This is a genomic window from Kitasatospora purpeofusca (assembly GCF_000718025.1).
Taxonomy (GTDB): domain Bacteria; phylum Actinomycetota; class Actinomycetes; order Streptomycetales; family Streptomycetaceae; genus Kitasatospora; species Kitasatospora purpeofusca.
Window position 1 is genome coordinate 118,608 of sequence record NZ_JODS01000016.1, and the last position, 18,948, is coordinate 137,555.

The window sequence follows — 18,948 nt, forward strand, 5'->3', positions numbered from 1 at the left end:
CCCCACCGCCGGACGGGCACGGCCCCGCCCCACCCTCCTTCACGGCTCCCCGACGGCACGCCCCTCCCCCCACCCGAGGGGCGTGCCGTTCGCCTGCCCGCTCCCGTCCCTGGAGGACCGATGGCACCCCGAACGAAGCCCCGGCACCGCCCGGCCCGCAACTGCCTCACGGCGGCCGTCGCGGTCGCGGCCGCCGGCGCCGGCCTGCTCGCCCCGCCGCAGTCGGTCGCGGCCGCCGAACCGGCCCCCGCCGCCCACCTCACCGTCCGGCTCGACCCCTCCTACCAGCAGCAGCCCTTCCAGGGCTGGGGCACCTCGCTGGGCTGGTTCGCCAACGTCACCGGCGGCTGGCCCGAGGCCCAGCGCAACCGGCTGGCCGACGAGCTCTTCGGCGCCGAGGGCCTCGGCCTCACCGTCGCCCGCTACAACATCGGCGGCGGCGACAGCCCCGAGACCGCGCCGTACATGCGGCCCGGCGCGGCCGTTCCCGGCTACTGGAACCGTCCCGCGCAGAACGCCCCGCAGGCGGGCGGACCCGGCGGCGGTCCCGGACCGGCGGACTGGTGGAACCCGGCGAACCCCGACCACTGGAACGCCGCCGCCGACGCCGACCAGCGCTGGTGGCTCACCGCCGCGAAGAGCCGCGGCGCGGACACCTTCGAGGCGTACTCCAACTCCGCCCCGTACTTCATGACCAACAGCGGCCTGGTCTCCGGCGCAGTCAACAGCTGGCAGGACAACCTCCGCGCGGACCAGTACGAGAAGTTCGCCGCCTACCTGGCCGGGGCCGTCAAGCGGGTGCAGGAGTCCACCGGCGTCACCTTCGGCTCCCTGTCGCCGGTCAACGAGCCCGGTACCGGGTACTGGCGCGCGGGCGGCCCCCAGGAGGGCTCCCACTGGGACCACGCCTCCCAGGCGCGCATGATCGGGAGCCTGCGCGGCGCGTTGGACGCGGCCGGACTGGCCACACCGGTGGCGGCGATGGACGAGACCGACCCGGCCATGTTCCGCGACGACTGGAACTCCTACCCGGCCGCGACCCGGGCGGCGATCGGCAAGCTCAACGTCCACACCTACAGCCCGCGGGACCGCGTCGGCGCCCGGGACATCGCCAAGGGCTCCGGCAAGCCGCTGTGGATGTCCGAGGTCGACCTCGGCGGCAGCGGACCGCAGGACTTCACCGCCATGGACCCGGCCCTCGACCTCGCCGACCGCATCACCGGCGACCTCAAGGAGCTCGAACCGCGGGCCTGGGTGCTCTGGCAGGCCGTCGAGGACTACGAGAACATGACGCCCGCCCACGAGAACTCCAACTGGGGTCTGATCCAGGTCGACCTGACACCCGAGGACCCCGGTGCCGAGCCCGTCCGCAAGAACAAGAAGTACTGGGCGATGGCGCACTACACCCGGTTCGTCCGGCCCGGCGCCCGCGTCGTCGCCACCGACTCCGCCGCCACCCTGGCGGCGCTGCGGCCGGGTGGCGCGGGCACGGTCGTCGTCCACACCAACGACACCGGCGCGGCGCAGTCCCTCACCCTCGACCTGGCCGGCTACCAGAAGCCGGGCGCCGGCACCGTCGTCCAGCGCTACACCACCGACGCCACCAAGGACCTGCGGCGCGAGGCGGACCTGACCGTGACGGCGGCCGCCACGCTGACCACGACGGTCGGGCCCGGGTCGGTCACCACCTTCGTCCTGCCCGGCACGTCCGGGGTGAACGCCTCGACGGCGGCCACCCCGGCCGGTGACTCCCGGCAGCTGCTGAACGGGAACAGCGGCCTGGCCCTCGCGGCCGGACCCTCCGCCCAGGGCGGGCCCGTCCAGCGCACCCCCGACCCGGCCGACCCGGGCCAGAAGTGGAACATCACCCGGGTCGGCGGGAGCTGGGACAGCATGGCGACCTACCGGATCGCCAACGCCGCCACGGGCAAGGCGCTCGCGGTCACCGCAGGCGCGCTCGGCTACGCCGATCCCGGCAACGCGGCGAAGCAGCTGTGGATGCGCTCCAGCACCGGCGACGGGCGCGGCACCTTCGTCAACAGGGCGACCGGGCTCCTGCTGGACGTCGGCGACGCGGCCCGGTGGGACGGTGCGCCGGTGGGCGTCTGGCCCGCCACCGCCGGGAGCAACCAGTCCTGGTCGGTGCGCGGCGCGGCCGCGGACGTGTGGCAGCCGGTGACGGTCCGGCGCAGCGGCCTGTGCGCGGAGGCAGTCGGGGGCGTGGAGGCCGCCGGCGGCGCCGTCGTCCAGGCCGGCTGCACCGGATCCCCGGGCCAGCAGTGGTCGCTGCGGGCGGCGAGCCCCGGCCAGGTGTCGGTGGTGGTGCGCGCCGGCGGGCTGTGCCTGGACGTGGCGGGCGAGTCCACGGCCGACGGTGCTCCCGTGGTGCAGTACGGGTGCAGCGGGGCGTGGAACCAGGAGTGGTCGGTCCGTCCCACCGGTGGCGGCTGGTCGGCGCTGGTGGCGCGACACAGCGGCAAGTGCCTGGCCGTCGCGGCGAACGCCGCGGAGCCGGGAGCGGCGCTGGTGCAGGAGCCCTGCGGAGCGGGTGCCGGGCAGCGGTTCAGGATCGGCTGACCCGCCGGGTGGCGGCGCGTGTCCCCAGCCCGGTCGACGGCCGGGGACGCGCGCGTCCGTCGTGTGCGCCCGCGGTACCGGCCCCGACCGGTCAGGAGGTGCGTCGCGCGCGCCGGACGGGCGGCGGTGCGGCGGTGCTGGCGCGGACGACCAGTTCGGGCCGGACCACCACCGCCGTGACGGTGTCGCCCTCGCTGGCCGGCGGCTCGATCCGGTCGAGCAGCCGGGCCACGCACTGGCGCCCGACCTCGTCGAAGTCCTGCCGCACGGTGGTCAGCGGCGGCACGAAGAAGGCCGCCTCGGGGATGTCGTCGAAGCCGACCACGCTGACGTCCTCCGGCACCCGGCGCCCGGCCTCGTGCAGGGCGCGCAGCAGGCCGAGCGCCAGTTGGTCGTTGGCGGCGAGGACGGCGGTGACGTCCGGCTGCGCGGCGATCCGCCGACCGATCGCGTAGCCGGAGGCGGCGGTCCAGTCGCCGAAGTCGATCGGCGGCACGGGGGCTCCGGCCGCCTCGAGGGCGCTGTGCCAGGCGGCGGCCCGTCGGCGGGCGGCGTAGGAGTTCTGCGGGCCGCCGATGTGCCGGACCGTCCGGTGCCCGAGGCCGAGCAGGTGCTGGACGGCGGCGGTGACGCCCGCCGCCTGGTCGGTGTCGACGGAGGTGTACCGCCGGTCGGGATCGCCGTCCGCGACGACGACCGGCACACCGGAGGTGATGGCGAAGCCGGGCCGGTCGAGGATCTGGGCCTCGATGACGGCGAGACCGTCGACGGCCTGGTCGGTGAGCAGGCGGACGGCGCGCTGGACGGCCTCCTCGGTCTCGTCCTCGATGCAGACCACGTGGACCGAGTAGCCGGCGGCCTGGGCGGCCCGGGAGATGGCGGCGAGGGTCCGGGCGTTGCCCTGCGCGGTGACGTCGAAGGTCACCACCCCGAGGGCGTGGAAGCGCCCGAGGGTGAGGGCCCGGGCCGCGCTGTTGCGCTGGTAGCCGAGCATGCGCATGGCGGAGAGCACCCGCTCGCGGGTTTCCGGTTCGACGTTGGGCCGGTCGTTGGCGACCCGGGAGACCGTCTGCGAGGACACTCCCGCGAGGGCCGCCACGTCGGCCTGGGACGCCGGGCGCCGGGCGGAACGCGCGGCAGCGCCGGGCTTCGCCGCGCTGTTCATGCCGGCCCCTTCCCCTGATGTCTGCGCCGACATCGTAGCGGCCGTGATCAGCGGACGGAGCTGGTCGGCCGGACCGGGGAGGGGAGGGCCCGGCCGGACCGGGGAGGGGAGGGCTCGGCGGCGACAGGGCCGCGCGCCCGCGCCCCGTGCGGCGCGGCGTCCCGGAAATCGGCGGGACGCCGCGCCGCACGGGGCGTTCGAGGACGGTGAGCGGTCAGGCGGGCAGGCCGATGGGGCGTTCGCCGCTGCGGCGCTGCTGGATGACGACGGCGATGACCAGCAGGGAGCCCTGGGCGACGTTCTGCCAGAAGGAGTTGACGCCCTGGACGGTGAGGCCGTTCTCCAGGCAGCCGAGCAGGGCGACGGCGAGCAGGGTGCCGCCGATGCCGCCCTTGCCGCCCTTGAGGGCCGCGCCGCCCAGCGCCGCGGCGGTGATGGCCTTGAGTTCCAGGCCCTCGCTGCCGGAGACGGGCTGGCCGCTGCCGGTGCGGGCGGTCAGCAGGACGCCGGCGACGGCGGCGACGACGCCGATCAGGCCGTAGACGGCGATCAGGTACTTGTTGATGCTGATGCCGGCGAGGCGGGCGGCGGTGTCGTTGCCGCCGATGGCGTAGATGTTGCGGCCGATGTCGGTGTACTTGAGCAGGACGTGCGCGGCGACGGCGACCAGGATGAGGATCCACACCATCACGGGCAGGCCGGCGATCTTGCCGCGGCCGAGGAAGACGAAGAGGTCGTCGTTGAGGACGTAGCCCTGGGCGCGGCCGTCGGACAGGAGCTGGGCGAGGCCCTTGTAGGCGGCGAGGCCGGCGAGGGTGGCGATGGTGGGGTTGACGCGGCCGTAGACGATGACCAGGCCGTTGACGATGCCGACGAGGACGCCGACGGCCAGGGCGGCGGCGATGCCGAGGTAGGGGTTGGATCCTGTGCTGGTGAAGGCCATCGCGCTGACCACGGAGGCGACGCCGGCCTGGGAGCCGACGGAGATGTCGAGGCCGCCGATGATGATGACGACGGTCTGGACGACGGCGAGCAGTCCGGTGATGGTCGCGGCCTCGGCGATGACCTGCATGTTGCCCAGGCTGAGGAAGTTGTCGTTGAGGGTGCCGAACAGGGCGAGCACGACGACGAGGGCGCCGATCAGGCTGAGGTTCTGGGCGCCGACGGAGGCGAGGATCCTGGTCGCGCCGCCGGAGGTGTGCGGCAGGTTCCCGCCGGCCTTGGCTGCGGGCGGGGTGCCGGTGGTGGTGCTCATGCGGATGCTCCAGGAGTGGGGACGGTGGCGATGTCGTCGGCCATGGCGAGGCTGAGGATGGCCTCCTCGGTGGCGTCGGCGCGGTCGAGTTCGCCGGTGACGCGGCCGTTCTGCATGACGAGGACGCGGTCGGCGAGGCCGAGGATCTCGGGGAGTTCGGAGGAGATGACGAGGACGGCGACGCCGTCGGCGGCGAGGTCGGCGATGATCCGGTAGATCTCGGCCTTGGCGCCGATGTCGATCCCGCGGGTGGGTTCGTCCAGGATCAGGACCTTGGGCTTGCGGGCGAGCCAGCGGGCCAGCACGACCTTCTGCTGGTTGCCGCCGGACAGCTTGCGGACCTCGTGCTCGACGGAGGGCGTCCGTACCCGCAGCCGGTCGGTGTACTCCTGGGCGAGTTCGCGTTCGGCGGCGCGCTTGACGAAGCGGAAGCGGCGCAGGCGGTCCAGGACGACGGTGGAGGTGTTGTCGCGGATCGAGCGGTGCAGGAACAGGGCCTGGGCCTTGCGTTCCTCGGGGGCCAGGCCCAGGCCGGCGCGGATGGCGTCGCCGGGGCTCCCGGAGCGCAGCGGCCGGCCGTCGAGGGTGACGGTCCCGGAGCGGATCGGCCGGTCGCCGGCGAGGGCGAGGGCGAGTTCGGAGCGTCCGGCGCCGATGAGTCCGGCGAGGCCGACGACCTCGCCGGCGTGGATCTGCAGGCTGATGTCGTGGACGTCGTCGGTGGTGACGCCCCGGACGTCGAGGACGAGGCGGTCGGTGGCGACGCGGGTGCGGGAGAACATGGCGGAAAGGTCGCGGCCGACCATGAGGCGCACGAGCTCGCCCTCGGTGGTGGTGGCGGCGTCCTGGACGCCGGCGAGCGTGCCGTCGCGCAGGACGGCGATGCGGTCGGCGAGTTGGAAGATCTCCTGCATCCGGTGCGAGACGTAGACGACGGCGACGCCCTGGTCGCGCAGTCGGCGGATGAGGGCGAACAGGGCGTCGACCTCGTGCTCGGAGAGCGAGGAGGTCGGCTCGTCGAAGGCGATCACCTTGGCCTCGCCGGTGAGCGCGCGCAGGATCTCGACCAGTTGCCGCTGGGCGGGGGTGAGTTGGGAGCCGAGCAGGTCGGGGTCGAGGACCTTGTCGAAGCCCAGGCGCTGGAGGTCGCCGGTGATGCGGCGGCGCAGTTCGGCGCGGTCCAGCCGGCGGCCCGCGGCGCGGGGGAGGGCGCCGGCGTAGACGTTCTCGGCGACCGAGACGTGCGGGATGATCTCCGGCTCCTGCGGGATGATCCGGATGCCCGCGGCGCGGGCCTGGGCGGGCGAGGCGAGGTCGATGCGGCGGCCGTCGAGGACGACGTGGCCCTCGGTCGGCTGGTGGTCGCCGGTGAGGATCTTGAGCAGGGTGGACTTGCCGGCGCCGTTCTCCCCCATGAGGGCGGTGACCTGACCGGCCGGGAAGTCGAGGGTGACTCCGCCGAGCGCCTGCACCGCGCCGAACCGCTTGGTCACCTGGTGCACGCCGGCGAAGCCTGCCGGGCCCTGGCCGGTGGGCGGGCGCGGGGCGGGAGTCGGGTCGTGGGCTTTGCTCATGGAGGGTCCTCGGGAGGTCTGTCGGGGAGTGGGTGGGGCCGATCGGGGCGGCGGGGACGTCCGGCCGCGCGCCTCCGGCCCCGGGTCAGGGCAGCTGGTGGGGCCGGAGGCGGGTCGGGTCGGGGCCGCGTGGGTGCGCCGACCGTTCGGGGAGGTCAGCCGCAGGTGACGCCGGCGGACTTCCAGGTGGCCGCGTCGACCATGGTGGTGGGCGCGAACGCCTCCTTCGGGAACTCCTTGCTGTTCTTGAGCTTGTCGTACATGGTCTGGACGGCCAGCGCGCCGACGTCCTTGCCGTTGATGAACAGCGCGGCCTTCATGCCGGACGGCTTGCCGGAACCCCAGTTCTTGCAGGCGAGGTAGGCGCCGATGCCGACGCCGATCACCCGGTCCGCGCCGATGCCGGCGTTCTCCAGCGCGGTGACGCCGCCCTGCACGTTCTCGTCGTTGCAGCCCCAGACGACCCAGTTCTTCACACCGGGGTTGGCGGTGACGGTCGCGGCGATCTTGTCCTGGGCGCCGGTCGGGGTGTTGTCGGTGGCCACGTCGATGTTCTGGACGCCGGGCGCGGCGGCACCGAACGCCTCCTTGGCACCCTTGACCCGGTCGCCGCAGACGGTGACGTCCTGCTTCCAGGCGGAGATGGTGCGGGTCTCGGCCGGGTTCCAGCCCGCCTTCTTGTACTCCTCGGCGGCGCGCTTGCCGACCTCGCCGCCCATCTGGCTGCCGGAGAAGCCGATCCGGGGGACCAGGTTCTCCTTGGCGCAGGTGGAGGGGTCGGGGCCGTTGGTGCAGATCTGGTCGTCCGAGGTGAGCAGCGCCAGCTTGGCGTCCTTCGCGGCCTGGACGACCTGCGGGCCGACCGCAGGGTCCGGCACCACGATGATGATGCCGTTGGTCTTCTGGGCGACGGCCGCCTGGACCTCGCTGATCGTCTTGTTGGCGTCGTTGCCCAGGTTCACCACCTTGAGGTCGATGCCCAGCTCGGCCGCCTTCGCCTTGGCGCCGGCGGCCTCGCCGACGAAGTACTCCTGGTCACCCTGCTTCTGCAGGTAGGTGATCGAGATCTTGCCGTCGACCTTGGCGACCGCGGCGTCTCCGCCGGAGGCGGCCTCCTTGCCGGTCGAACACGCGGTTGTCAGGCCGAGGCTGAGCAGCAGTGCCGCTGCGGCGACGGTCCGGCTGGTGGTACGGAACATGGGGAGCTCCTTCGGGACCGCACCCGTTGACGGCAGGGTGCCGGGTGCGGTGGGGCGCTGGTACGTGGGGCCCGAGGTGGCGGACCACGATCTGGAGGAACGCGGCTGAGCGGGAACTACGTTGTCGGTGAACAGCAAAGCAAACACAATGCGTCAGAAACCAACAGACTCGAACGTAGTGGGGATATGACACCTCTGTTTCGGAAGTCACGTCAAGAGCACGTAGGTGTCGAGACCACCTTGTGACGTGTGGTCGGACGGAACGGAGTGGTCCGCTCCGGTGTCGGAGGGCGGTGAACCCACCATCGTCGTCCGCCCCGTGCCTCGTCCTCGCCGAACGGTCGCTGCCGACGAACCATCAGAAAGCACATCAGCAGTGGGAGATGGGAGGTCGGTGCACCTCCTCCCGTACCGCGCCGTCCGACGGAGGCGGCGGCGCCCGGGGGAAGCGCAGCACGCACCCTCCGGTCGGACGCCGTGCGGGCGGTGCTCCCTCGGTCGGGCGCTGCTGTTCCGGGCCTGGTCAGGGCCGACGGAGGTTCGGTCTTGTGGGGAGGTGGTCGGGCTACCCCTCGACATGTTGATTGCCGTGTGACGGTGTCGCTGGCTGTTCGGTTCGGATGAGGGGATCTCTCCGGCCGGACCTGGGCACGGGACCGGTAGCCCCCCAGTCCTCCGCGGCCGCACCGGCTACGGCGACGGACTCTCCCCGCGCGAGGAACAGATCTGCGACCTCCTCGCCACCGGCGTCACCGACAAGGACATCGCCGCCGCCCTCTTCCTCTCCACCCGCACCGTCGAGAACCACGTCGCCCGCGTCCGCACCGAACTCCGCACCACCCGCGCCGACCTCACTCGAACCGGTCGGCAACACGGCGGGCAGCACGGCGGGCAGCACGGCATGAGTTCGTCCAGCGTGCGGATGCCCTTCGGGTTGCCGTTCTGCACGATGATCGAGGTCCGGGCGACGAAGTAGTCCACGAAGTCCACGCCGGGGCGGCCTGTCGGCATACCGTCCTCGCCGAGAGCGTTGCGCCGTGCGGGCGTGTCGCTGATCCCCGACATCGCCACGTCGAGAAGCCCGCGGTCGACACCGGGCATCAGCTCGTCGAACGGCGTGTCGACGAGCTCGGTCCGCAGACCCAGGACCCGCCCGAGGGCTTCGGCGAGGTCCGGGTCGAGGCCGTCCGGCCTGCCGTCCGCGCCACGGAGCGCGACCGGCGGGTAGTTCAGGTCGGACCCGATCCGCAGGACCCCGGCGGCGCGCTGCGCCCCATCCGGTTCCGCGGCGAGAGGAGGGGCGCGTGTCACGATCCGCTATCGGCATCACCCGCGCCCCGAGGCCCCGCCTTCCTCCCTCGCCGCACCTCCGTCCTGGTCCGATGTCAGTTCGTGGTCACCGGGCTGCCGCGGTGTCGGACGGAGCGTTCCGGTCAGACGGAAGGCCTCCGCTGGCCCGGCACTCGTCCGGGGCGCTCGCCGACCGTCGCCGGGTGCTCCTGGAGGACGGTCGCGTGATGCTTCGGCAGCGCCAGGACCCGGGTGCAGCCGGCCGCGCTGAGGACCCGGAGCGACAGCCGGATGCGGCCCTCGTCGCTGGAGAAGACCCAGGGGCCCGGTATCAGCAGGAGTCGGTGGGTGCCGTCGATGACCGCGCGCACGAGTGTCTCGAACTGCGGTCGGGACCGGTGGCCCCACGAGGACGGGTGGACGTCGTCGAGGTAGAACACCGGAGCGGGCAGTCCGAGGCGGGCGGCGAAGTGCCTGAGGGCTTCGCCGTCGCCGTACGCCGTCCTCGGGTTCCTCGGGGGGCGGCACAGGTAGGCGGCCGGCTGCAGGGTGGGGGAGTTGTCGGATACGCGCATGGGCTGGCTCCACGGGATTCGAGGAGATGCCGGACCCGGAGGGGGTCCGGTCGTGCGGGCGGACGGCCGATCACGGTCCCGGCGGCGTTTCCGCCCCGGCTCTCCCGTTGTGATCGGCCTTGCGGTGAAGAATACCCGGCCGATTCGGACATTCAAGAGAATGGACTCCGATGGTGGTCATTGGGTATTCGACTCTTCGCCGGGGAAATGGTGGGGAAATGATGGGTAGTGGTCCGCCGGCGAATGCGGAGCAGAGGGTGGGGGGCGGTTGCAGGTACCGCCCGGTGTCGGCGCCAGTGCCGATGGAGCGGCCCGGCCCGGTGCGGGGGAATTTCCGGACGTGGCCCCGCCGGTCGTTCCGCGGAATCCGTCGCGGAAGGGATACGTGCGGGATCGGTGCCTCGCGGTGAATCCCCGGCCTCGACGGCCGGAAAGTCCGCGGGTGTTTCTTTGCGAGCACGACAACCAGCGATCCGCACCGGCGAAATGTGAGGGGGACACAGCGGGCGGCGAATGCAGCGCGCTTTCGGGCGCCCACCGCTCGTGACGGCCGGTGCCCGGTCGGACGGTCGGACGGTCGGACGGCGGAGCACCGGCACGCAGGCGTCCGCGGTGCCGGGGCACAGGCCGGCGGGCGCCGTGACGTGCTGCGGTCGGGGCGCCCGCCGAAGGATCAGGTGATGTCGTCCAGGCGCGCCCGGTGTTCCTGGTGCTCCGGGTGTTCCTGGCGCGGCAGGTGCACCTCGACGCTCGCGGACGGCTGGGTGGAGGCCTCGACGGCCGCCACCGCCGGTACCGGCCGCACCGTGAGGTCGACCTCCGAGGCCTCGTCGTCGTCGAGCCCGAGGTCGGGGTTGCGCCGGGCCTTGCGGCGGTCGTTGGCCACCGCGATCCCGCAGGCGAGGAAGTACAGGGCCCAGATCGGCGCGGCCAGCGCCAGCATGCTCAGCGGGTCGACGCTCGGGGTGGCGAACGCCGCGAAGACGGTGATGCCCATCACCATGCCGCGCCACCAGCCGAGCAGTCGCTTGCCGGTGACGATGCCGGTCAGGTTGAGCATGACCAGCAGCAGCGGGAACTCGAAGGCCAGGCCGAAGACCAGGACCAGCCGGGTGGCGATGTCGAAGTAGTCGTCGGGCGGCAGGATCGGTGTGGTGTTGTCGGGGGTGAACGACATGAGCATCCGGACCGTCGTCGGCAGCAGCACCATCGCCAGGCCGACCCCGGCCAGGAACAGCGGGGCGCCGCAGGCGACGAAGATCCGGGTGTACTTGCGCTCGTTGCGGTGCAGACCGGGCGCGACGAAGGCCCAGACCTGGTAGAGCCAGACCGGGACGGTGGCCACCACGCCGGTGGTCAGGGCGACCTTGAGCATCCAGTTGAAGCCGGCGGTGAGGCCGATGGTCGAGACCTGCGCGCACTTCTCCTTGCCCGCGGCGAGGATCTCCGGGGTGCAGCGGAGCGGCTGCAGCAGGAAGTCCTCGATCCTCTTGTGGAAGACCAGCGCGACGACCGTGAACAGCACGATCGCCAGGACCGACTTGGCCACCCGGTTGCGCAGCTCCCGCAGGTGGTCGGCGAGGGCCATCCGGCCCTCGGGGTCCTTGGACGCCTTGGGCGCCTTGGGCGCGCCGAGCGCCTTGGACGTCTTCGCTACCTTGATCAGCTTGCTCAACCCGGACCTCGGCTGGTGTTCGGAGGCCCGCCCGTCGGCAGGCCCCGGGCGGATCCGCGCCGAGGCGGGACCGGACAAGGAGCTCGCGGCGCCGCCGGCCCGCGGGCGACGGCCCGCGGTGGTGTTGATGGTCCGGACGGGAGCGCCGCCGGTACGCGAAGTCTGCGGGCTGCCCGGTCCGCCCGTCAATGCTCCCTTCCGGTGGGACCGTCCCGGCTGCCCGGAAGCTTGCCACGGGGTCGATGGTTACGTAAACATATTCGAAGGGGCAGGCCCACTGCCGCACCGCACCCCTTCCCACAGGAGCAAGACGCGCATGCCCGTTCTCCAGACAGACCAGGCCGGTTTCCTGCTCGACGGCCAACCCTTCCGGCTGCTGTCCGGTGGGCTCCACTACTTCCGGGTCCACCCCGCGCAGTGGGCGGACCGGCTGCACAAGGCCCGGCTGATGGGCCTCAACACCGTGGAGACCTACGTGCCCTGGAACCTCCACCAGCCCCGGCCGGAGCAGTTCCGGCTGGACGGCGGGCTCGACCTGCCCCGGTTCGTCGAACTGGCCGCCGCCGAGGGTCTGCACGTCCTGCTGCGCCCCGGCCCCTACATCTGCGCCGAGTGGGAGGGCGGCGGCCTCCCGTCCTGGCTGCTCGCCGAACCCGACATCCGGCTGCGCTCCCGCGACCCCCGGTTCCTGGCCGCCGTGGACGACTACTTCCGCCGCCTGCTCACCCCGCTCCTGCCCCACCTGGCCTCGCGGGGCGGCCCGATCCTGGCCGTCCAGGTGGAGAACGAGTACGGGGCGTTCGGCGAGGACACCGCGTACCTGGAACACCTCGCCGACTCGCTGCGACGCTGCGGGATCGACGTGCCGCTGTTCACCTGCGACCAGCCGTCGGACCTCGAACGCGGCGCGCTGCCCGGCGTGCTCGCCACGGCCAACTTCGGCAGCCGCGCCGCCGAGCACCTGGCCGAGCTGCGCCGCAAGCGGCCCGACTCGCCGCTGCTGACCACGGAGTTCTGGATCGGCTGGTTCGACCGCTGGGGTGCCGGGCACGTGGTCCGCGACCCGGACGACGCGGCCCGCGAGCTGGACGAGCTCCTCTCCGCCGGCGCCTCGGTCAACTTCTACATGTTCCACGGCGGCACCAACTTCGGTTTCACCAACGGCGCCAACGACAAGCACACCTACCGGCCGACCGTGACCTCCTACGACTACGACGCGCCGCTCGACGAGGCCGGGGACCCGACCGCGAAGTACCACGCCTTCCGCGAGGTCATCGCCAAGCACGCCCCCGTGCCCGAGGAGCCGGTGCCCGCGCGCGGCCCCAAGCTCGCCCTCCCCCCGGTCGTGCTCGGTGAGAGCGCCGAACTGCTGCCGAACGCCGCCGCCCTGGCACCGGCCGTCCGCTCGCCCCGGCCGCTCACCATGGAGGAACTGGCACAGGACTTCGGCTTCGTGCTCTACGAGACCGTGCTGCCGGCCGCCGGCCCGGTCCTGCTGGAGGTCGAGCAGGTCCGCGACCGCGCCCAGGTCTTCGTCGACGGGCGGCCCGTGGGCGTCCTGGAGCGGGAGAACCACGAGCACGCCCTGGCCTTCACCGCCCCCGCCGCCGGGAGCACCCTCACCGTCCTGGTGGAGAACCAGGGGCGGGTCAACTACGGCCCCGGCATCCACGACCGCAAGGGACTGCTGGGCAAGGTCCTGCTCGACGGGGCCGAACCCGCCGAATGGAGCTGCCGCCCGCTCCCGTTGAGCAGCCTGGCGGACGTGCCCTTCGCCGCCGGTGCGCCGACGCCCGTCGGGCCCGCCTTCCACCGCGGCGGCTTCGAGGTCGCCGCGCCCGCCGACACCTTCCTCCACCTGGAGGGCTGGACCAAGGGCAACGCCTGGGTCAACGGCTTCCCGCTCGGCCGCTACTGGTCCCGGGGGCCGCAGCGTTCGCTGTACGTGCCCGCACCGGTCCTGCGGGCCGGGACCAACGAGGTCGTGGTGCTCGAACTCCACTCCGCGCACCGCGCCCGCACGGTCGAGTTCCGCGGGACGCCGGACCTCGGCCCGATCGGGGAGTGACGGGGGAGCGGCCGGACGACGGGTTGTGCGACCCGGCGTCCGGCCGCTCCGGAGGGCCGCCGGTCGGTCGGCCCGTGGGACGCGTCCTTCGGCGCCCCTGTCAGCGCCCCCGTCAGCGCCGCCCGCCCGGCCTCTGCCGAGTCACGGCGGCGCCCGGCCGCGGGGCCGCCGTGCTCGCCCGCTCGACCAGGGTGGTCGGCACCAGCCGGACGCCCGTCACCGTCTCGCCGCGCAGCTCCCGCAGCGCCGCGTCCACGCACAACTCGCCGACCCGGGCGAAGTCCTGACGCATCGTCGTCAGCGGCGGAATGAAGGAGGCCGCCTCCGGGATGTCGTCGAAGCCGACCACGCTCACGTCCTGCGGGACCCGCAGGCCCCGCTCGTGGAAGGCCCGCAGCACGCCCAGGGCCATCTGGTCGTTGGCGACGAACACGGCGGTGCAGTCGGCCTGTTCGGCGAGCCGCAGCCCTGCCCGGTACCCGGACTCGGGCGTCCAGTCGCCGCGCTGCGCCGGCGGCACCCGTCGTCCCTCCTCGCGCAGCACCGCCTGCCAGGCGTCCGACCGGCGGTCCGCCGCGAAGGACTCCTCGGGGCCCGAGACATGCCAGACCGTCTCGTGCCCGAGGTCGAGCAGGTGCTGCACGGCGGTGCGGGCGCCCTGCCGCTGGTCGGTGTCGACGACGGGGAAGCGCCCGGTGGCGTCGGAGTCGACCACGACCACCTTGACGTGCGGCGGCAGGGTCAACGCGGTCGTGTCGAGCAGGTGCACCTCCATGATGAGGACGACGGCGTCGACGGCCAGCTCGTCGAGCCGGGTGAAGGCGCCGCGGACGTTGTCCTGCGTCGGGGCGTCGAGGGGGATCAGGGTGACGGCGTAGCCGGCGCGGGCGGCCGAGCCCGCGATCGCCTCCAGGGTCCGGACGTTGCCGGTGCTGGAGAGGCCCATGGTGATCACGCCGATCGCCCGGAACTCCCCGCGCTTGAGGGCGCGGGCGGCGCTGTTGGGCCGGTAGCCGAGCTCCTTCATGGCGTCCAGGACCTTCTGGCGGGTGCTGTCGATGACGGCCGGGTCGCCGTTGGAGACGCGCGAGACCGTCTGCGAGGAGACCCCGGCGAGGGCGGCGACGTCCGCCATCGAGACCCGGCGGGCCCGGCCCCGGCCGCGCCCGCCGCCGGCTGTCCCGCCGGCCTCCCCGTCGGTCGCCCGGCCTGCCTCCGAGCCGGATCCCGCGCCCCCCGCGCCCGTGCCGGCCGACCGGTCGCTCGTCTGCATGCCCCTCACCGGATTCCTCTCGTTCGTCTCTGCTTCGTGCTTGACGCTCCTCATCGGGAGTGCCACGATCGCCACACCGATGATTACGTAAACATCCTTCGTTGGCCAGTCGCCGCGGAGCCGTTCACCGGTCCCCGGGCACTCGCCACCCGTCCTCCGCCACCGCACTTTCCGGTCACCGATGCAAGGACCCCCGCCATGACGCTCCTTTCGACGCGCGCGACGGAAGCACCACCCCCGCGCCGACCACGTCCCCGCCTCCGGCTGCGCAAGGAGGCCCTCGTGGGCTGGGGGTTCGCCGGCCCGTTCGTCGCGGTGTTCGGCCTCGTCCTCCTCGCCCCGATCGGGTACGCGCTGTACCTGAGCCTCTTCAAGGACCGGCTCATCGGGGGCACCTCCTTCGTCGGCCTCGAGAACTACGGCGAGGCGCTCGCCGACACCCGCTTCTGGGAGGGCCTGGCCAGGGTAGGGCTCTTCCTGCTGGTCCAGGTGCCCGTGATGCTGGGTGTCGCGCTGCTGGTCGCACTCGCGATCGACAGCGGCCGACTCTACGGCAGGACGTTCTTCCGGGTCGCGGTGTTCCTCCCGTACGCCGTCCCCGCCGTCGTCGCCAGCCTGATCTGGGGCTTCATGTACGGCACCCGCTTCGGCCTGGTCGGCAACATCAACGACGCCCTCGGCGTCACCCTGCCCGACCCGCTCTCGCCGTCCCTGGTCCTCGCCTCCATCGGCAACATCGTGACCTGGGAGTTCGTCGGCTACAACATGCTGATCTTCTACTCCGCCCTCAAGGTCGTCCCCCGCTCGCTCTACGAGGCGGCGGCGATCGACGGCGCGGGGGAGTGGCGGGTGATCGCCTCCGTCAAACTCCCGGCCATCCGCAGCTCGCTGGTCATCGCGACGATCTTCTCGATCATCGGCAGCTTCCAGCTCTTCAACGAGCCGAGCATCCTCCAGAAGCTCGCCCCCAACGCGATCACCAGCGACTTCACCCCCAACCTCTACACCTACTCGCTGTCCTTCGCGGGCCAGCAGCACAACTACGCGGCCACCGTGGCCATCGTGATGGGCGTGATCACCGCGGTCATCGCCTACACCGTCCAGCTGCGCGGCATGCGGAAGGGCTGAACCGATGACCACCCCTCCCGTCCCCGCGCCCGCAGCGGCGGCCACCCCCGCCACCTCCGCGTCCGACTCCACCCCCTCCGTGTCCAGTTCCACCACCGCTGCGTCCATGACCGCACCGGCCGACCGCGCCACCACCACCGGCGCCCCGTCCGCCGCACGCTCCGATCCGAAGCGCCGCCGGCGGAGCCCCCGCACCCCGCTGAGCCCCCGTCCGAGCGTCCCGCTCACCCTGGTCACCGCGCTGGTCCTGGTCTACACCCTGCTCCCGCTCGCCTGGCTGTTCATCAACGCGACCAAGGACCAGAAGGGGTTGATGAACTCCTTCGGACTCTGGTTCGCCGACGACGTCAACCTGTGGGACAACATCACCCGGACCCTCACCTACGACGACGGCGCCTTCGTCCGCTGGCTGCTCAACACCCTGCTCTACGTGGCCGCCGGCGCGGGCGGCGCCACCGTCCTCGCCGTCCTCGGCGGCTACGCGCTCGCCAAGTTCGCCTTCCCGGGCCGCCGGGCGGTCTTCGCGGTCGTCATCGGGGCCGTGGCCGTACCCGGCACCGCGCTGGCCGTGCCCACCTTCCTGATGTTCAGCAGGATGGGGCTCACCAACACCCCGTGGGCCGTCATCATCCCCTCCCTGATCTCCCCGTTCGGCCTCTACCTGATGTGGGTGTTCGCCGCCGAGGCCGTGCCCACGGAACTCCTGGAGGCCGCCCGGATCGACGGCTCCGGCGAACTGCGCACCTTCTTCCGCATCGCCCTGCCGCTGCTGATGCCGGGGACGGTGACCGTGCTGCTGTTCTCGATGGTCGCGACCTGGAACAACTACTTCCTGCCGCTGATCATGATCAAGGACCCTGACTGGTACCCGCTCACCCTCGGGCTCAACGCGTGGAACGCCCAGGCGCAGACCGCCGGCGGCGAACCCGTCTTCGACATCGTCATCACAGGGTCCCTGCTCACGATCGTCCCGATCGTGGCGGTGTTCCTGCTGCTCCAGCGCTACTGGCAGTCCGGCCTGGCCGCGGGCAGCGTCAAGGAGTGACTGCACCACCCTCATAGCTTCCCCTCCCACCTGCACCACCCGCACCGCACCCTCTCCCACCCTCGTCCTCAGGAGCTCCCCCATGCGTATGCGCACCCCCGTCACCCGCAGACTGCTCGGCGCCGTCGCCGTGGTGTCCGCACTCGCCCTCGGCGCAACGGCCTGCGGCTCCGGCGGCACGGACGACGGCTCCGCCTCCGCAGGACCGAAGGACGTCGCCGCCGCGCTGGAGAAGGGCGGCAAGGTGACGGTGTGGGCCTGGGAACCCACGCTGAAGAAGGTCGCGGAGGACTTCGAGAAGAAGTACCCGAAGGTGGACGTGGAGCTGGTCAACGCGGGCACCGGCGACAAGCAGTACACCGCCCTGCAGAACGCGATCGCGGCCGGCTCCGGAGCCCCCGACGTGGCGCAGATCGAGTACTACGCCCTCGGCCAGTTCGCGATCGGCAAGTCCGTCGAGAACCTCGCCCCGTACGGAGCGGACAAGCTCGCCTCCGGCTTCACCCCCGGCCCGTGGAACGCCGTCCACCGGGACGGGGCCGTCGACGCCCTGCCGATGGACTCCGGCCCCATGGCGCTCTTCTACAACAAGAAGGTCTTCGACCAGCACGGCATCGCCGTGCCGACCACCTGGGACGAGTACGTGGAGGCGGCCCGTGCCCTCCACAAGGCCGACCCCAAGCTCTTCATCACCAACGACACCGGTGACGCGGGCTTCGCCACCAGCCTGATCTGGCAGGCCGGGGGCCGCCCCTACAAGAGCAAGGGCACCGACGTCACCGTCGACTTCGGCGACCAGGGCACCAGGACGTACGCCGGCACCTGGCAGAAGCTCCTCGACGAGAAGCTGGTCGCGCCGATCAGCTCCTGGAGCGACTCCTGGTACAAGGGCCTGGCCGACGGCACGGTGGCCACCCTGGCCATCGGCGCCTGGATGCCGGCCAGCTTCGTCTCCGGTGTGGCGGCCGCGTCCGGCGACTGGCGGGTCGCCCCGCTCCCGCAGTGGACCAAGGGCGGTACGGCGAGCGCGGAGAACGGCGGCAGCTCGCTGGCCGTGCCGAAGGCAGCCAAGAACAAGGAACTCGCCTACGCCTTCACCGAGTTCGCCACCACCGGCGCGGGCGCGAGCACCCGGGTCGCCGCCGGGGCCTTCCCCGCGACCCGGGCCGACCTGGAGTCGCCGGCCTTCCTGGACGCCGACTTCCCGTACTTCGGCGGGCAGCAGGCGAACCGGATCTTCGCGGACTCCGCCCGCAACGTCGGCGCCGACTGGTCCTACCTGCCCTTCCAGGTGTACGCCAACTCGGTCTTCAACGACACCGTCGGCAAGGCGTACGTCTCCTCCACCACGCTCACGGCCGGCCTGAACGCCTGGCAGGAGACCAGCGTCAAGTACGGCAAGGACCAGGGGTTCACGGTCAACAAGTAGCCGTCGTAGGCCAGTTGCCGCCCCGTCCCCCGCCCTGTCGGTCGACCCCGGCAGGGCGGGGCCGATGCCGTCCGGTGTGCGGCTGCCCCAGCGAGGCTCCCCGTGCTGCCCGGTCAACTCCCAGGTGGGCGGCCCGGTCCGGGGAGTACGCCGCCCCGTTGGTAGCGTGCGTCACCGTGATACGCCCATGGTTCCTGTCGTTGCTGTTCGTGCTCTGCGGCTCGTTCGTCGCCGCCGGGCTGCTTTTCTCCGGGAGCCCCGGCGCGGCCGCGGGGCTCCTGCTGGCGTTCCTGGCGCTCGCCGGCGTGAACTCGCCCCTGATCTTCCCGAGGTCGGTCGCCGCGGCGGAGGCGCAGCGCCGCAGCGCGGTCGACGGCCGACCGGTCGTCTACTGGAGGCCGGGCTGCAAGTACTGCATCCGGCTGCGCATCCGGCTGGGCCGTAGCGCCCGCCGCCTTCACTGGGTCGACATCTGGCGGGACCCGGCGGGCGCCGCCGTGGCCCGGGCGGCCAACGACGGCAACGAGACCGTGCCGACGGTCGTCGTGGCAGGTCGGTCCCACACCAACCCCGATCCCGAATGGGTGCGCGAACAGCTCTCCCGATCCGTGTGATCCACGGTGTCCGTACGGGACGGAACGTCTTTGTGCCTTCTTCGTGGATGGGCATGGACCTGTCATCGGTCGTCTGCGAGG

At 72.4% G+C, this 18,948-nt stretch carries 14 protein-coding genes and 1 pseudogene; 7 read left to right on the forward strand and 8 right to left on the reverse strand.

What is annotated here, in order from left to right; genetic code table 11:
• The first annotated feature begins 120 nt into the window (after positions 1–120).
• Positions 121–2,577, forward strand: coding sequence for an RICIN domain-containing protein (locus IF01_RS0122825; RefSeq protein WP_063764277.1), 2,457 nt, complete (start codon positions 121–123; stop codon positions 2,575–2,577).
• A gap of 91 nt (positions 2,578–2,668) precedes the next feature.
• On the opposite strand, the gene IF01_RS0122830 is transcribed toward IF01_RS0122825, so the two are convergent.
• The 4 genes from IF01_RS0122830 to IF01_RS0122845 form a co-directional block, all read right to left on the reverse strand.
• The gene (locus IF01_RS0122830; RefSeq protein ID WP_051755965.1) at positions 2,669–3,742 is read right to left on the reverse strand and encodes a LacI family DNA-binding transcriptional regulator; all 1,074 of its coding nucleotides are present in this window, start codon (positions 3,740–3,742) and stop codon (positions 2,669–2,671) included.
• Positions 3,743–3,956: 214 nt separating this feature from the next.
• Positions 3,957–4,997, reverse strand: a complete 1,041-nt coding sequence (locus IF01_RS0122835; RefSeq protein WP_030395367.1) for an ABC transporter permease — start codon at positions 4,995–4,997, stop codon at positions 3,957–3,959.
• Entirely contained in the window at positions 4,994–6,571 is a 1,578-nt protein-coding gene (locus IF01_RS0122840; protein WP_030395368.1) for a sugar ABC transporter ATP-binding protein, read from the reverse strand. Before IF01_RS0122840 ends, IF01_RS0122835 begins: the two co-directional genes overlap by 4 nt.
• A gap of 155 nt (positions 6,572–6,726) precedes the next feature.
• Positions 6,727–7,770, reverse strand: a complete 1,044-nt coding sequence (locus IF01_RS0122845) for a substrate-binding domain-containing protein (protein ID WP_030395369.1) — start codon at positions 7,768–7,770, stop codon at positions 6,727–6,729.
• A gap of 724 nt (positions 7,771–8,494) precedes the next feature.
• On the opposite strand from IF01_RS0122845, the gene IF01_RS48415 reads away from it, so the two are divergent.
• On the forward strand, positions 8,495–8,746 hold the full coding sequence (locus IF01_RS48415) for a LuxR C-terminal-related transcriptional regulator (RefSeq protein WP_244215596.1): 252 nt from the start codon (positions 8,495–8,497) through the stop codon (positions 8,744–8,746).
• Here IF01_RS48415 and IF01_RS50195 read toward each other — a convergent pair.
• The 3 genes and pseudogenes from IF01_RS50195 to tatC all read right to left on the reverse strand — a co-directional run.
• Positions 8,704–9,081: pseudogene (locus IF01_RS50195) on the reverse strand (transporter substrate-binding domain-containing protein); the annotation flags it as partial. The gene IF01_RS48415 and the pseudogene IF01_RS50195 overlap by 43 nt on opposite strands.
• A gap of 122 nt (positions 9,082–9,203) precedes the next feature.
• Positions 9,204–9,635: a hypothetical protein gene (locus IF01_RS0122855; RefSeq protein ID WP_030395371.1), complete on the reverse strand. Its 432-nt coding sequence runs from the start codon at positions 9,633–9,635 to the stop codon at positions 9,204–9,206.
• 673 nt (positions 9,636–10,308) lie between these two features.
• Positions 10,309–11,223, reverse strand: coding sequence for a twin-arginine translocase subunit TatC (tatC, locus tag IF01_RS0122860; protein ID WP_051742997.1), 915 nt, complete (start codon positions 11,221–11,223; stop codon positions 10,309–10,311).
• A 403-nt stretch (positions 11,224–11,626) separates the two neighbouring features.
• On the opposite strand from tatC, the gene IF01_RS0122865 reads away from it, so the two are divergent.
• Entirely contained in the window at positions 11,627–13,378 is a 1,752-nt protein-coding gene (locus tag IF01_RS0122865) for a glycoside hydrolase family 35 protein (RefSeq protein WP_030395373.1), read from the forward strand.
• Between the two features lie 112 nt (positions 13,379–13,490).
• On the opposite strand, the gene IF01_RS0122870 is transcribed toward IF01_RS0122865, so the two are convergent.
• Positions 13,491–14,513: a LacI family DNA-binding transcriptional regulator gene (locus IF01_RS0122870; RefSeq protein WP_037780803.1), complete on the reverse strand. Its 1,023-nt coding sequence runs from the start codon at positions 14,511–14,513 to the stop codon at positions 13,491–13,493.
• Positions 14,514–14,849: 336 nt separating this feature from the next.
• Between IF01_RS0122870 and IF01_RS0122880 the strand changes: the two genes are divergently transcribed.
• The 4 genes from IF01_RS0122880 to IF01_RS0122895 all read left to right on the forward strand — a co-directional run bounded on the left by IF01_RS0122880 (position 14,850) and on the right by IF01_RS0122895 (position 18,867).
• A complete protein-coding gene (locus tag IF01_RS0122880) occupies positions 14,850–15,779 on the forward strand; it encodes a carbohydrate ABC transporter permease (RefSeq protein ID WP_030395375.1) in 930 nt (309 codons plus the stop codon).
• A 106-nt stretch (positions 15,780–15,885) separates the two neighbouring features.
• Entirely contained in the window at positions 15,886–16,824 is a 939-nt protein-coding gene (locus IF01_RS0122885) for a carbohydrate ABC transporter permease (RefSeq protein ID WP_030395376.1), read from the forward strand.
• 88 nt (positions 16,825–16,912) lie between these two features.
• Positions 16,913–18,253, forward strand: coding sequence for an ABC transporter substrate-binding protein (locus IF01_RS0122890; RefSeq protein WP_030395377.1), 1,341 nt, complete (start codon positions 16,913–16,915; stop codon positions 18,251–18,253).
• A gap of 176 nt (positions 18,254–18,429) precedes the next feature.
• A complete protein-coding gene (locus tag IF01_RS0122895; RefSeq protein WP_030395378.1) occupies positions 18,430–18,867 on the forward strand; it encodes a glutaredoxin domain-containing protein in 438 nt (145 codons plus the stop codon).
• Positions 18,868–18,948: the final 81 nt, after the last annotated feature.